We start from the raw sequence: 14,197 nt of genomic DNA, 5'->3' as shown, positions 1-14,197 counted from the left end.
GCTCCCTGTATACTCCCACCCATGCCCGCATCCCGCCAACCCACCACCTGGGGCTTCGTAGCCGCCGGCAAGATGGCCGCCGCCATGGCGCGTGACATGCGTCACGCGCCCGGCAACCGCATCGGCGGCGTGGTATCGCGCACGCCTGAGTCCGCCGCCGCCTTTGTGCGCCAGTTCGGCGGGCAGGCCTACGGTTCGCTGGACGCCATGCTGGCTGACCCGGGCATCGATGTCGTCTACGTGTCCTCGCCCAACAACTTGCACTACGAGCAAACGAAAGCCGCCTTGCTGGCCGGCAAACCGGTACTGTGCGAGAAGACCTTTACCCTCAACGCGCCGCAACTGGCCGAGCTCATCGAGATTGCCCGCAGCCGCCAGCTGTTCCTGATGGAGGCGATGTGGGTGCGGTGGCTGCCTTTGGTTTCCGCTCTGCGCGAGCTGCTGCAGCGCGGCGCCATCGGCCAGCCGCTACAACTGCACGCCGCCTTCCACTCCCAGCCGCCCATCGCCAACGACAATCGCTTCTATTCCCCGGCCCTCGGCGGCGGGGCGCTGCTCGATCTCGGCATCTACCCCGTCTCTTTCGCCAGCCTGGTCTTCGGCGCCCAGCCGCAGGAGATTCTCTCCAAGGCCGAGCTGGCGCCCACCGGCGTGGATACGCGCTTCTCGGCCATTTTCCAGTATGCCGGCGGCGGTGTGGCGCAGTTGGCGGCCGGCTTTGCTGGCCGCATGCGTCACGACATTATGCTGCTGGGCAGCGAGGGCAACATTCGTATCGAGATGGACCGCGGCGGCTGGAAGATGCGCCGCCTGCACCTGCAACAAGGGGGCGGCAGCCGCGTGCTCACCGCGCCCTACAAGGGCGATGGCTACGGCTACCAGGCCGCCGAGGTGCGCCGTTGCCTGCAAGCCGGCCTGCTGGAGAGCGAAACCATGCCGCTCGATGAGTCGCTCGCCATCCTGCGCACGCTGGATACGCTGCGCACCCAGTGGGGCATGCGCTATCCGGGGGAGTGATTCCAGACAGTTATTCTTAGTTGATTTGCAATGGCCTAAAGGATTCTTCCCTCGGCTGCACGGCTCGTTCGGGATGACAGTAAGCCAAAAAACATCATTCCGAACGCGGCAGCCGAAGGCTAGGAATCACCTAAGAGCAAACCTTCAAGCTGGATTTGCAATGGCCTAAAGGATCCCTCCTCGCCGCTACGCGGCTCGTCGGGATGACAACAAACTTTAAACGTCATTCCGACCGAACGCAGTGAGGGAGGAATCCTTTAGGGCAAAGAAAGACTCTTTAATTGTTATTGCCAAAAGACGTTCTAACTATCCCCCACGAGTAATAGCACTCACATCCCGGCCAGCACTACTTCGCCACGCTTCTCAAACGCCTCCACCCAGCCCGCCAACGTATCGATCCATGCCGGGTGGTCGTTGATGCACGGGATTAACTCAAATTCCTCGCCGCCGGCGGCCAGGAACACTTGCTTGCCGCGGATGCCAATCTCTTCCAGCGTCTCTACACAATCGTCCACAAACGCCGGGCAGATCACGGTGAGCTTGCGCACGCCGCGCTGCGCCAGCTCCACCAGCTTGGCCTCGGTGGAGGGTTGCAGCCACTTATCGCTCCCCAGGCGTGATTGGTAGGCCAGCGAATACTTCTCCGCCGGAATGTTGAACTCACGCACGAACGCATCTGTGGTGCGCAACAGTTGGTGGCGGTAACAGGTGCCGTGCGCCGCGCTGGGCACCTCGCAGCAATCGGCGCTGCGCAGGCAGTGCGCGCCGGTGGGATCGGCCTTGCGCAGATGGCGCTCGGGCAGCCCGTGATAGCTGAACAGCAGGTGCTCAAAGTCCTGTAAGTGCGGGCGGGCGCTGGCGTACAGCGCTTGCAAATAGCCCGCTTCATCATAGTAGGGCGGCTGCACGATTAGGCGTGCTGCCGGGTCAAGCTTGGCCAGCTCCTCTTGCGTCTTCACCACCGCGCTCTCGATGGTAGACATGGCGTAATGCGGATACAGCGGGATGGCAAAGATCTCGCGAGCGCCCGCTGCCAGCAGCTTTTGCAGCGCGGCGCGCGCCGTGGGCTGGCCGTAGCGCATGCCCAGCTCCACCGGCAGCTGCGTGCGTTCCTGCAGCGCCTGCCGCGTGCGCTCGCTGATCACCACCAGCGGCGAGCCTTCCGGCCACCAGATCGAAGCATACGCCTCGGCCGAAGTTGCTGGCCGCTTGGGCAAGATGAATTGCTTTACCACCAGGTTACGCAGCGGGCGCGGATAATCCAGCACGCGCGCATCCATCAAAAATTCTTCCAGGTATTCGCGCAGCGCGCCTTCCTCCGGCGCGTCGGGCGAACCCAAATTCAGCAAAATCACACCTTTTGTTTCTGCCACGAACATCTACCTCGCTTGCTTGGGCAAGATTTCACAAATAGACCACTGCCGATCTCAAAAATCCACTACCTGAGCAAAGCCAATTATCACCCACATTGAAACTTTGCCTCACCAGGGAGCAAATAGGGATTAAGCCGCACGCCTAGATTATTGAAGGCCCACTGCATACACTCGCTTGCGAACTTAAGGAGCTGTACTGTGCGCAAACTACTCATTCTCGTGCTGGCCAGCCTGTTGGCCGCATGTGCCCCCGTCATCGTGCCGCGTGAGCCCGTAGACCCCAACACCGCCGGTGCCATCACCATCCCCCATACAATGGGCGAGGCGGTGCTGCCCGGCCCGGCGCTGCGCGTGGTGGCCCTCGAATGGACCTATGTCGAGAACCTGCTGGCGCTGGGCATCCAGCCCGTCGGCGTCGCCGATATCGAAGGCTTCAACACCTGGGTCAATGTGCCCGCTGAGCTCTCGCCGGATGTCGTCGATGTCGGCATGCGCGGCGAGCCGGATTTTGAAACCCTGGCGGCGCTGCAACCCGATCTGATCATCGATACCCAGGCCACCGCCGCGGGCTACTACGAACAACTCGACGCGATTGCCCCCACGCTGGCCTTCAACCCCTATCCGGATGATCCGGCGCTCTCGACCTTTGCAGAGATGCAAGACAGCTTCCGCTTGCTCGGCCAGGCCACCGGCCGCAGCGAGCAAGCCGAACAAGTGCTGGCCGGCTTGGATGCCCAGATCGCCGCGGGCCGCGAGGCGATTGCCGCCAGCGGCCACGCCGGCGAGCCCTTCGTGTTGGCGCAAATGATGTCTTACCTCAACAATGCCTATCTGCGCTTCTTTATTGATAACGGGCATGGCCACCAACATCATCGAGCAGTTGGGGCTGGAGAATGCCTGGGACAGCGAGTTTGCCCAGTACGGCTTTGCCGAGGTGGGCAGCGAAGCACTCACCGAGTTGGGTGACGTGCACTACTTTTATGTGATCCAGGAAGATGACGGGCTCAATCGCTCCGGCTCCTTCCAGAAATTGTGGGATACGCTGCCCTTCGTGCAGTCTGGCAAAGCGCATGCCATCGGCGGCGATACCTGGCTGTTCGGCGGGCCGCTGTCGGCTGGCGTGCTGATCGAACGCGTGGTTGGCGCCGTAACTGAGTGATGCCGCAGCACCCCATCGTCGCAACGTTGGCGGCGCTCAGCGCCGCCAACGAAAGCTACCGTGCGCAATTACTCAGCACGCCGGATGCGCAGCCTGGCTGGCTGAACGCCAGCCAGCTGCATGAATCCGCCTACCTGGCGCCGCTGCTCAAAGCCAGCGCCGCGCATCACCAGGCCACCGACGCCCAATCGCCCGCGGCCCTGTGGTTTGGCCATTACGTCTTCTACATCATGGCCGTGGCGGTGACTTGCTATCTGGCCACCCAACGCGTGCCCGATCTGCGCCCCGGCTCGCTGGCCGTGCGTTTCGATGCAGACGGCGAGCTGCTTGCCATCGCCTGGCAGGGCCGCGCCTTCGCCGCCCTGGCCGCTGACGCAGCCGCGGCCCATCCTGACTGCACCGCCATGCCGGATACCGACGCGCTGCGGCTGCATCTCACTCAGCAGCTTGAAGCGCATTGCCAGCCGTTGATCCTGGCGCTGCGCCAGAATTCGCGTATCGGCGTGGCCGGCCTATGGTTGCTGGCGCGTGATTACTACGGCTCAGCTTTCACCTGGGTGGGCGAACAACTCGGCGATGTGCCGCGCAGCCTGCACGAGGCGCGCGCCGCCGCGGCGCTGCCCACGCAGTTGGCACGCCAACGCGACTTCGTGTGCGTGGAGCACGCTGGCCTGAGCTACCAACTGATCGACCGCGTGTCGTGTTGCCTGTATTACAAAACCGGCGAGGGGCACTATTGCTCCAACTGCCCGCACCGCCCCATGCCACAGCGCATCGCTCTCATCGAAGAGTGGCTGGCCGAACGCGCCGCGGCCGAGGGCGCACGCTGATGGCCACCTTACCGGCCCGCGGCACCGCGCCCCTCGCCACGCGGCGCGGCAATGCCTTGCGCCTGCTGGGCTTCCCGCTCATGGCCGCCCTGCTGTGGGCGGTGTTGCTGGCCAGCACCGCCTTCGGCGCGGCCGAGATCCCGCCGCGCACTGTGGTGGAATCGGTGACCCATTTTGATGACACCAACACCGAGCACCTCGTCATTCGCAGCCTGCGCATGCCGCGCGCCCTCACCGCCGCCCTGGTGGGCGCCGCCTTGGCCGCGGCAGGCGCCATCATGCAGGGCCTGACGCGCAACCCGCTGGCCGATTCCGGCTTGCTGGGGATTGAAGCCGGTGCCGCACTGGCCGTGCTGGTGGCTGTGCTTTTCCTCAACGTGCATTCATTATCTGGCTTTGCCCTGTTTGCCTTTGCCGGCGCGGCGCTCAGTGGCGCCTTCGTCTACGCGGTAGGCTCGCTGGGGCGCGGCGGCCCCACGCCGATCAAGCTCACCATCGCCGGCGCGGCGATGGCCGCCACCCTCGGCTCGATCACCAGCTTGCTGGCCATCTTGCATCCGCTGGGCTACGACCAGGTGCGCTTGTGGATGGCCGGTAGCGTGGCCGGGCGCGAGATGGAGCTGATCGCTCCGGCCGCCGTATACATTCTGGCCGGGCTGGCACTGGCGATCCTGCTCGGCCGCCAGATCACCACGCTCTCACTGGGCGACGATCTGGCGCGCGGCCTGGGCCTCAACGTGCTGTGGGTCAAGCTGCTTGCTGCGCTGGCCACTGTGGTGCTGGCTGGCACCTCGGTGGCCCTGGCCGGGCCGGTCGGCTTTGTGGGCCTAGTGGCGCCGCATGCCGTGCGCTTCTTCACCGGCCCGGATTATCGTTGGATCATTCCCTACGCCGCCATCCTCGGCGCCATCTTCCTGGTCACCGCCGATGTCGTCGGCCGTCTGGTGATGCGCCCGCTCGAGCTGCCCGTCGGCCTGATGACCGCCGCCCTGGGCGGCCCCTTGTTCATCTATTTGGTGCGCGCCAAGGTGAAACGCTGATGGCGCCCTGGTTGGTTTTACGTTCACGGCGCCTGCCGTTCTCACTGCGCCTGGATGGCCGCCTGCCGGCGGTGGCGGCAGCGCTGCTGCTGCTCACCCTGGCGGCGATGGTGCTCAATATGGGCATTGGCGAATTCCAAATTGCCCCGCTGGATGTGTTGCGCACGCTGCTCGGCATCGATACCGGCGTACCGCAGCACACCTTTGTGGTGCTCAATCTGCGCCTGCCGCGCATGCTGCTGGCCTGGTTGGTGGGTGCCGCCCTGGCGGTTTCCGGCAATATCGTGCAGGGCATCACCCGCAATCCGCTGGCCTCACCGGACCTGACCGGGGTGACGGCCGGAGCCAGCCTGGCGGCGGTGTTCTTCATCATAATGATGCCCGGCCTGCCGCGCAATCTGCTGCCGCTGATGGCCTTCGTGGGCGCGCTGGCGGTGGCGCTGCTGTTGTATCTGTTGGCCTGGCGCCGCGGCGATTCGCCCATGCGCTTCATCCTCATCGGCATTGGCCTGCAGGCCGCGCTGAGCGCCTTGATCGGCTTTGAGCTCACCTTCGGCCGCATCGACTTGGTGACGCAGGCGATGATGTGGCTGGCGGGCACGGTCTACGCCACCACCTGGGCTGAGGTCAACGCCGTGCTGCCCTGGATCGGCGGCGGCTTGCTGCTGGCTGTCTTGCTGGCACGCCACCTCAATGCCCTGCACCTGGGGGAAGAGGTGGCGCGTGGCCTCGGCAGCCAGGTAACCGCCCAGCGCGCCCTGCTGCTGCTGGTGGCCGTGGCCCTGGCGGGGGTTACCGTCACCGTGGCCGGCACCATCGGCTTCGTCGGCCTGGTGGCGCCCCACCTGGCGCGCCGCCTGGTAGGCCCGCTGCATGAGGGCTCACAGCTCATCGCGGCCCTGGTGGGCGGCACATTGGTGGTGGTCTCGGACCTGATCGGGCGTACGGTGATCGCCCCGGCCGAGATCCCCTGTGGCTTGATCATTGCCCTGCTGGGCGCCCCGTTCTTCTTGTTCTTGATCTGGAAAAACCGCGAGAGGTTTTAGCGATGCAAACATTTTCTGCCGAAGCACTTAGCCTGGCGTATAGCGATGAGCGCATTATCGATGCGCTGACTTTGCAGGTGCCCGTGGGCAAGGTGACCGCGCTGGTTGGCCCCAACGGCTGCGGCAAATCCACCTTGCTGCGCGGCCTGGCACGCCTGCTCAAGCCGCAGGGGGGCGCGGTGCTGCTGGATGGCAGCGCCATCCACAGCCTGCCCACCAAGCAGTTGGCGCGTGAGATCGGCATTCTGCCGCAATCGCCAGTGGCGCCCGAAGGGCTGAGCGTGCGCGAGCTGGTGGCCCAGGGGCGCTACCCGCACCAACACTGGTTCCAGCAGTGGAGCGCCGAAGATGAAGCCGCCCTGCAACACGCCCTGCAGCTCACCAAGTTGGAGCCGCTGGCCGAGCGCAGCGTGGATACGCTCTCCGGCGGCCAGCGCCAACGCGCCTGGATCGCCATGACCCTGGCCCAGGAGACCAATACGATCCTGCTGGACGAGCCCACCACCTTTCTCGACTTGGCCCACCAGATCGAGGTGCTCGATCTGGTGCAACACCTCAACCAGCAAGGCAAGACCATCGTGCTGGTGCTGCATGACCTTAACCATGCGGCACGCTGCGCCGATCACATCGTTGCCTTGCACAAAGGGGAACTGATCGCTCAGGGCGCGCCGCAAGCCGTGATCGTGGAGGATGTGGTGCGCCGCGTCTTCGGGGTGGAGAGCCGCATCATCGAGAATCCGGTGACCGGCCAGCCAATGTGCCTGCCGGTGAAGCTGGCAGGTTAGGGGCGGGCGATAGCGGTGAGCAATGACGCTGCTTTGTTATAGGGGAGCTGCATCCTGCCAGCCTATAGCGTCATTCCGCCTGCTGTGTCATTCCGAACGGGTATATCGATCCACACCAGAGCGCCGAACCCAGGCCAGTGAGGAATCCTTGCGGGCACATCTCTCCCAGATGCCTGTCTAAAATTCGGCCCGGAATGACGCGGCTTGAGGAGCTGCACACCAGAAAAGCCTATAGCGTCATTCCGAGCGCAGCGAGGAATCCTTTAGGCCACACCAAAGTCAATCAAGGTTTGGCATGCCCTAAAGGATTCCTCCTCGGCCAGCACAAATCGCTGGCCTCGTTCGGAATGACGTGGCCTTGTTATCGAGGGAGCTGCACTCTACACCGCCTACTGTGTCATTCCGAACGGGTGGATACATCCACACCAGAGCGCCGAACCCAGGCCAGTGAGGAATCCTTGCGGGCACATCTCTCCCGCACTGCTTGCCTAAAATTCGGCCCAGAACGACGTGACTTTGTATTGCGAGGAGTTGCACCTGCCCACCCTGTAGCGTCATTCCGAGCGCAGCGAGGAATCCTTTAGGCCACACCGAAGTCAATCAAGGTTTTGGCATGCCCTAAAGGATTCCTCCCTCGTTTTACTCATTCGGAATGACGTGACTTTGTTATTCAGGGGAGCGCACTCTATACCGCCCGCCGTGTCATTCCGAACGGGTGGATACATCCACACCAGACCGCCGAACCCAGGCCAGTGAGGAATCCTTGTTGGCCCATCTCCCCCGCACTGCTTGCCTAAAATTCAACCCAAGATTGCTTCGTCAGCGTAACTTCGTTGCACATGCCTCGCAATGACCGACGAGGGTGCTGGCCTACTCTTCGCGCGAAGGCAGCGTGTAGTAGTTGTATACCGCTTCGCTCAGATCCGAAAAGATCGCCGCGATCGGATCAAAGATCAACTGCACGGGTTGGTAAAAGGTGATCACCAGCACATAATCGCCACTGGGCGTAAAGATGATGCCCGCGTCGCTCATCACGTTGATCACCTGCGTATTCGGATTGGTCACCCAGCCGTGCTTGTGCGCTACCCGCGTACCCTCAGGCACGCCGGCCTCCAGCAGAATGCCGATGCGGTTCTGGCTGAGGATATCCAGCATATCCTGGCACTCGGCCTGCGTGATTTGGTCGGGGAACACCGCTCGCAGCGTGCCGCCGCCCTCGCTGGCACATTGGTAAATATCGGCCAGCAGCATCCCCATGTCGGTGGGCGTCGTCTGGTTATACGGGTCGGGATCGGTGTTGACGTCGCTGCGCTGGTTAGCTGGCGTGCTGTAGCGCTCCAGCAGCGGCGCCCCTAAGTAGAAATAACCAGCCAGGAACGAATTGTTCAGCCCCAGAGCGTGCAGATCCTCGGTGACGCTGATCGGGGCGCGCGGCCCGCCCACCACCTCGCTCATCAGCGCGTCGGTGGCTTCGTTCAAGGATTGCGCGATCATCTCGCGGAAGAGTTCTTGTACGCGCATATCGGGCGCGCCATCCAGATGCTTAAAGGTCGAAACCAGCACGGGCACCTTCATCAAGCTGGCCGCGGTGAAAGAAATATCCGGCTGATTGGGCAGGTTGCTGCCTAAGCGGTAAATGAAGTGCAGGTCTTGCCCGGTGGCCAGGTCCTGAAAATAAATATCGGCAATCCCGTCATAACCGGCCACTTCCATGATCTGTTGCAGTTGCACTTGCAGGTTTTGCAGGTTGGGGCGGGCGGTGGCGGATTGCTGCACCACCAGGTCCACGCGGCGCTCGCTGGGCGAGAACAGCGCGTTCTCGATCTGCGTCAGCGCGCTGTCAACGTTGATCGTGGTGCCCGGTTCGCCCAGCCGGAACTGGGTGGTGCCGGCGATCGGCTGGGCCGGGCCGGGGGCTTTGTCGTAGCGCGCCGAGATCTCCTCGCGCAGGTAGCGCTCCAGTAAGCCTTCGGAATAAGTAGCATCCAGCGGCACTTCCACCGGGTTGGAGACATTGCCCCATAAATAATCCCAGAAGCCGCCCCAGAAGGGCGAGCTGGTGCGCTGCTGGTCGGCCGCGGCCACCATGCCTTCCAGATTCAGGCGAAACTCCACCAGCGCCGGATCCATATGGATCAGCGCCTCGCCATAGCGCAGCTCCACGGGCAAGCTATAGATGCGCAGCAGGCGCTCGGCGGCCTGCTGGCGGCTGATGCCGCCCACGGGAATGCCGCCCACCACCAGCCCGGCCGGAAAATTGGCCCGGTCACGGCTGTACATGATGAGCTGCAGGATCAGGAGCACCAAAGTGCCGATGAGTAGGAAGCTGGCCGCCAGCCGCATGAAGGAAGAGCGCGGACGTACGTAAAAGCCCATAAGACTGCGGCGAGTATATCGCATCCGCCTGGCATGATAGAATTCGCGCGTATGAGCGCTGCATGAATATCAGGAGCGCGCATACGCCATCCACTACCTCGCGGAATCTAAAACCCTATGCTGCGTAGTTTTCTGATCTATCTTTCGCAAGCCGCCTGGGCCAAACGTTTCACCATGCGCCTTGGCGTGGCACGCCGCATGGCGCGCCGCTTTGTTGCCGGTGACGAGCTGGGTGATGCGCTGCACGCCGTACGCAAGCTGAACAGTGAGGGCATGCTCGCCACCCTGGATCTGCTCGGCGAGCACACCGCCGATGCCGCCGCGGCCCAAGCCTCCACCGCCCGCATCATCGAGACCATCACCCAGATCGCCGAAAGCGGCGTGCACTCCGGCGTCTCGATCAAGCTCACCCAGTTGGGCCTGAAGCTGGATGTGGCCCTGGCCGAGGAAAACCTGCGCCAGATCGTGCAGGCCGCCAGCGAGCGCCAGGTGTTTGTGCGCATTGATATGGAAGATACGCCCTGGGTGGATATCACCCTTGGCCTTTACCGCGGCCTGCGTGCCGCCGGATACACCAATCTCGGCGTCGTGATCCAGGCATACTTATATAGAAGTGAAGCCGATGTGCACGCACTGATCGCCGAGGGCGCCCGCGTGCGCGTGGTCAAGGGCGCTTATATGGAGCCGGCTGACCGGGCCTTCCCGCGCAAGGCGGATGTGGATGCCGCCTATGACCGCCTGGCTGACTTGCTCTTGCATGCCGGCCAGCACCTGCCGCCCGCCGGCGGCCCGGCCGGCCCCTGGCCGCCGATGCTGGCCGTGGCCAGCCAGGACCCGCAGCGTATTGCCTACGCCAAGCAGCACGCCGCTGAGCTCGGCGTGCCTAAGGCGCAGGTCGAATTCCAAATGCTCTACGGCATCCGCCGTGATCTGCAGCAATCCCTGGCCGCAGAGGGCTACCCCGTGCGTATCTATGTGCCCTACGGCCGCGAGTGGTATCCCTACTTCATGCGCCGTCTGGCTGAGCGCCCGGCCAACCTGTGGTTCTTCCTGACCAACCTGGTGAGGCGCTAATGTCCGCCCTGGCTCACGAACTGGCCGATGCACTGCACAGCGAAGGCGAGAAGACCCTCGCCTTCCTGCGCGCCCTCAGCCCAGAGCAAATGCAAACGCGCATCTACGAAGATGGCCTGGCCTGGACCACGCATGACCTGCTGGCCCACTTTGTTGAGGTCGAAGGCTCGATCGGGCGCGTGATGCAACGCGTCGCCGCCGGTGGCGAGGGCGTGCCTGCCGATTTCAACATCAATCGCTGGAATGCTAGCCACACCAGCGAAATGAGCACGCAACATGACGATGCCTGGCTGCTGGACGAATTTGCCCGCCGCCGCGCTGCCACGGTGGAGTGGGTGCGTGGCCTGAGCGATGAGGCGCTGGAGCGCCGCGGCCGCCATCCAGCCCTGGGTGAAACCGAAGTTAAGCATATGGCCAAGTTGATGTACATTCACTTGATCGGCCACCAGCGCGATATCAAACGCGCCCTGCAGTTGCCATGAACGCCGCCCAGCCGATCGCCGATATGCACCGTTGGCCGCTGAGCGCCGCGGCCGGCGAGACGCGCTTGCTGCGCGAGGTGGATCATGTGCTGCGCCGCTTTGGCCAGCTTTCCACGGAAACGCTGGCCGCCGGCGGCGCCACGCCCTATACCTTGCGCGCCGAAGCCGACCGTGTGGTCTTCGCCCTCGACGGCCGTTGCCAACTGCGCCTGCTCGACCTGCGCCCACAGTCGCCCAGCCATGCCGTCTTTGCGCAGCTGGCGCTCGACGCCGCCACGCCCGAGGGCGTGCTGGTGCCCTTTGGCGTTGCCTGCAGCCTGGCCGCCAGCGACGCGGCGCGCGTGCTGTGGCTCAGCACGCACAGTGCCGCACACGCCGGCGATCGCCAAGCCAGCCCCGCAGAGCTGGCCGCGCATGTGCCCGCGGGCCAGCGCTGAGGCTGCGTGAAGCAACCCCATCCGTTTTTCTTATTCGTTCAACTCTCCCGCCCGTGGTTTTTGGCGGCGGGCGTTTTGTTCTATGCTCTCGGCGTCGGTATGGCGCGCTATCTCGGCCATCCGTTGGTTTGGGGCGTTGTGCTCAACGGCCAGATCTGGGTCAGCGCCTTGCAGTTGTGCGTGCATTACCTTAATGAATACTTTGATCACGGCGAAGATGCCGGCCACCCGCAGCGCACGCTATTCAGCGGCGGCAGCGGCGTGCTGGGGCAGGGCGCCGGCCAACTGCGCCCGCAGGTGGCCTTGATCGCCGCCGGCAGCCTGCTGGCCGTGCTGGCCGTGGCCACGCACGCCTTGCTGCGCAGCGGCCAGCTCAACCTCACCGTGGGCTCGCTGCTGGCGCTGATCCTGTTCGGCGCGCTGAGCTACAGCGTGCCACCGCTGCACCTGGCGACCAGTGGCTACGGTGAGTTGAGCACCGCCATACTGCTCGCCGCGCTGGTGCCCGCCCTGGGCTTCACCCTGCAGAGTGGGGCGATGCACCGCCTGCTCGGCCTGAGCACCTTCCCGCTAGTGGCGCTCACCCTGGCGGCCATGCTGGCGCTGGAATTTGCCGATTACGCCCAGGATCTCAAAGTAGGCAAGCTGACCCTGCTGGTGCGTGCCGGCTGGGAGCAGGGGCTGCGCCTGCACCACGCCCTGTTGGCCGCCGGCTACGCGCTGCTGCTGGGGGCGCTCACTGCCGGCCTGCCCGCGGCCATCGGTAGCATGGCGCTGTTCAGCCTGCCGCTGGCCGGTTTGCAGGTCTGGTACCTGCAACGCATTGCCCAGGGCCTAAAGCCCAACTGGCTGGCGCTCACCTTCAATGGCGTCGCCATCCCCTTCCTCACCGCCTATCTACTGGCCCAGGGCTTCTGGCTGCGCTAGCGGCGGGTACACTCTCAGCACATACACGATCTTTCGCAAGGAGAAGACCGATGGAACTTAAAGTAGGCCAACCGGCCCCCGATTTCAAACTGCCCGATGAGACGGGCAAGCTGCACTCGCTGGCCGATTACCGCGGCCAGACGGTGGTGCTGTACTTCTACCCCAAAGACGACACGCCGGGCTGCACGCTGGAAGCCTGCAACTTTCGCGATGATTATTCCGAGTACCAGGCGGCCGGCGCAGTGATCCTCGGCGTCAGCCCGGACGATGAGGACTCGCACGAGAAGTTCAAGCAGAAGTTTGATCTGCCTTTTCCGCTGCTGGCCGACGCTGGGCATGTGGTCTGCGAGCAGTACGGCGTGTGGGGCGAGAAATCCATGTTCGGCAACAAGTACTTCGGCGTCATCCGCTCCACCTTCCTGATCGACCCGCAAGGCAACATTGCTGAGATCTACGACAAGGTCAGCGTGCCCAAGCACAGCACTAAAGTGCTCAAGGCCTTGCAGGGGCTGCACGGCTGATTTTGGCTGCCGAAAAGGTGATATACTCGACTTCGTACCTTTCGGCACAATAACAACACGAAAGGCCTTTTTTCGGAGGATAACGGATGATTCATCTCCTCATTGTTGGCGTGCTTGTGGTCATTTCGACCATTGGCATGGGGCTGCTGTTCACCAGCGGTATCCTGCTGCCTGCACAAGCCAGCCAACAAGCCATCACGGTGGACTGGCTCTTCAATCTGCACTTCTGGTTCATCGCCTTCTTTGTCTCGCTGATTACTGTATTCGTTTTGTACAGTGTCTTCGTCTTTCGCCGCAAGAAGGGCGAAAAGGGCGATGGCGTGTACATGGAAGGCAACCAGCGTCTGGAAATCGTTTGGACGATCATTCCCATCGGCATTGTGCTCTGGATGGCGGTGATCGGTGGCCAAACGCTCTCCGATGTGGAGCGCCGTGACCCGGATGCGATTACGGTGGATGTGTACGCCGCCCAGTGGAGCTGGCGCTTCGAGTACGAAGTCACCACCCCTGAGGGCATCAACACCGCGGTGGCCTCAGACACGCTGGTGTTGCCGCGCAACCGCCAGGTGCTGCTGCGCTTGCATTCGCAGGATGTCATCCATTCCTTCTTTGTGCCTGAATTCCGCGTCAAGCAAGACATCTTGCCTGGCGGCGAAGAATACGTGCGTGAACTGCGCATCACCCCCAACACCAACGGCCTCTACACCGTGGAGTGCGCCGAATTGTGCGGCCAGGGCCACTACAGCATGCTGGCCCAGGTGCAAGTGGTGGATGGTTCTGAATTCAGCAGTTGGCTCACCGAGCAATCCGGCGAGTGCAACCTGAGCGACGCCGAGTGCGGCGCCCGCTGGGCGCAGACCTTCGGCTGCCTCGGCTGCCACACCACCGACGGCACGCCCAAAGTTGGCCCCACCTGGCTGGGCTTGCCCGGCCACACGGTGGAGCTGGCTGACGGCAGCACCGTGACCGCCGATACCCAATACCTGCGTGCATCCATCGTGGATCCGAACGCACAGATTGTGGCCGGCTACCAGCCCAACATCATGCCGCAAAACTTTGATGAACTGCTGAACGCTGAACAGATCGACCAGATCGTGGCGTTCATTGAGAGCTTGCAGTAACTAAGGAGT

The 14,197-nt window shown here is 63.3% G+C and carries 15 protein-coding genes; 13 read left to right on the top strand and 2 right to left on the bottom strand.

Annotated features, from left to right (window positions below; all coding sequences use genetic code 11):
• Positions 1-21 precede the first annotated feature (21 nt).
• Positions 22-1,017: a Gfo/Idh/MocA family oxidoreductase gene (locus KF821_09315; protein ID MBX3006007.1), complete on the top strand. Its 996-nt coding sequence runs from the start codon at positions 22-24 to the stop codon at positions 1,015-1,017.
• A 329-nt stretch (positions 1,018-1,346) separates the two neighbouring features.
• On the opposite strand, the gene hemH is transcribed toward KF821_09315, so the two are convergent.
• On the bottom strand, positions 1,347-2,390 hold the full coding sequence (hemH, locus tag KF821_09310; GenBank protein ID MBX3006006.1) for a ferrochelatase: 1,044 nt from the start codon (positions 2,388-2,390) through the stop codon (positions 1,347-1,349).
• A 198-nt stretch (positions 2,391-2,588) separates the two neighbouring features.
• Here hemH and KF821_09305 point away from each other — a divergent pair, with 198 nt between their 5' ends.
• From KF821_09305 to KF821_09280, 6 genes are read left to right on the top strand one after another with little or no spacing between them, the layout of a single operon-like run.
• Entirely contained in the window at positions 2,589-3,356 is a 768-nt protein-coding gene (locus tag KF821_09305) for an iron-siderophore ABC transporter substrate-binding protein (GenBank protein ID MBX3006005.1), read from the top strand.
• Entirely contained in the window at positions 3,247-3,549 is a 303-nt protein-coding gene (locus KF821_09300; GenBank protein ID MBX3006004.1) for a hypothetical protein, read from the top strand. The genes KF821_09305 and KF821_09300 overlap by 110 nt, the downstream gene beginning before the upstream one ends.
• Entirely contained in the window at positions 3,549-4,379 is an 831-nt protein-coding gene (locus KF821_09295; GenBank protein MBX3006003.1) for a (2Fe-2S)-binding protein, read from the top strand. The genes KF821_09300 and KF821_09295 overlap by 1 nt, the downstream gene beginning before the upstream one ends.
• Positions 4,340-5,419: an iron ABC transporter permease gene (locus KF821_09290; protein MBX3006002.1), complete on the top strand. Its 1,080-nt coding sequence runs from the start codon at positions 4,340-4,342 to the stop codon at positions 5,417-5,419. Before KF821_09295 ends, KF821_09290 begins: the two co-directional genes overlap by 40 nt.
• Positions 5,419-6,465 (top strand): iron ABC transporter permease, encoded by a 1,047-nt coding sequence (locus tag KF821_09285; GenBank protein MBX3006001.1) that lies wholly within the window; start codon positions 5,419-5,421, stop codon positions 6,463-6,465. The genes KF821_09290 and KF821_09285 overlap by 1 nt, the downstream gene beginning before the upstream one ends.
• A gap of 2 nt (positions 6,466-6,467) precedes the next feature.
• Positions 6,468-7,250, top strand: coding sequence for an ABC transporter ATP-binding protein (locus KF821_09280; protein MBX3006000.1), 783 nt, complete (start codon positions 6,468-6,470; stop codon positions 7,248-7,250).
• An 870-nt stretch (positions 7,251-8,120) separates the two neighbouring features.
• On the opposite strand, the gene KF821_09275 is transcribed toward KF821_09280, so the two are convergent.
• The gene (locus KF821_09275) at positions 8,121-9,626 is read right to left on the bottom strand and encodes a serine hydrolase (protein ID MBX3005999.1); all 1,506 of its coding nucleotides are present in this window, start codon (positions 9,624-9,626) and stop codon (positions 8,121-8,123) included.
• Between the two features lie 117 nt (positions 9,627-9,743).
• On the opposite strand from KF821_09275, the gene KF821_09270 reads away from it, so the two are divergent.
• The 6 genes from KF821_09270 to coxB all read left to right on the top strand — a co-directional run bounded on the left by KF821_09270 (position 9,744) and on the right by coxB (position 14,188).
• Entirely contained in the window at positions 9,744-10,700 is a 957-nt protein-coding gene (locus tag KF821_09270) for a proline dehydrogenase family protein (GenBank protein MBX3005998.1), read from the top strand.
• A complete protein-coding gene (locus KF821_09265; protein MBX3005997.1) occupies positions 10,700-11,182 on the top strand; it encodes a DinB family protein in 483 nt (160 codons plus the stop codon). The genes KF821_09270 and KF821_09265 overlap by 1 nt, the downstream gene beginning before the upstream one ends.
• On the top strand, positions 11,179-11,619 hold the full coding sequence (locus tag KF821_09260; protein ID MBX3005996.1) for a dTDP-4-dehydrorhamnose 3,5-epimerase family protein: 441 nt from the start codon (positions 11,179-11,181) through the stop codon (positions 11,617-11,619). The genes KF821_09265 and KF821_09260 overlap by 4 nt, the downstream gene beginning before the upstream one ends.
• 6 nt (positions 11,620-11,625) lie before the next feature.
• Positions 11,626-12,546: a prenyltransferase gene (locus KF821_09255; GenBank protein ID MBX3005995.1), complete on the top strand. Its 921-nt coding sequence runs from the start codon at positions 11,626-11,628 to the stop codon at positions 12,544-12,546.
• 50 nt (positions 12,547-12,596) lie between these two features.
• Positions 12,597-13,067 carry a thioredoxin-dependent thiol peroxidase gene (bcp, locus tag KF821_09250; GenBank protein MBX3005994.1) on the top strand — a complete coding sequence of 157 codons (471 nt, stop codon included), beginning with the start codon at positions 12,597-12,599 and terminating at the stop codon, positions 13,065-13,067.
• Positions 13,068-13,153: 86 nt separating this feature from the next.
• Positions 13,154-14,188, top strand: a complete 1,035-nt coding sequence (gene coxB, locus KF821_09245; GenBank protein ID MBX3005993.1) for a cytochrome c oxidase subunit II — start codon at positions 13,154-13,156, stop codon at positions 14,186-14,188.
• Positions 14,189-14,197 lie beyond the last annotated feature (9 nt).

The sequence above is a fragment of the Anaerolineales bacterium genome (assembly GCA_019637755.1).
Lineage (GTDB): Bacteria > Chloroflexota > Anaerolineae > Anaerolineales > UBA11579 > JAMCZK01.
The sequence above is the reverse complement of the archived record's forward strand: the minus strand, read 5'-3'. Positions and strand labels throughout refer to the sequence as shown.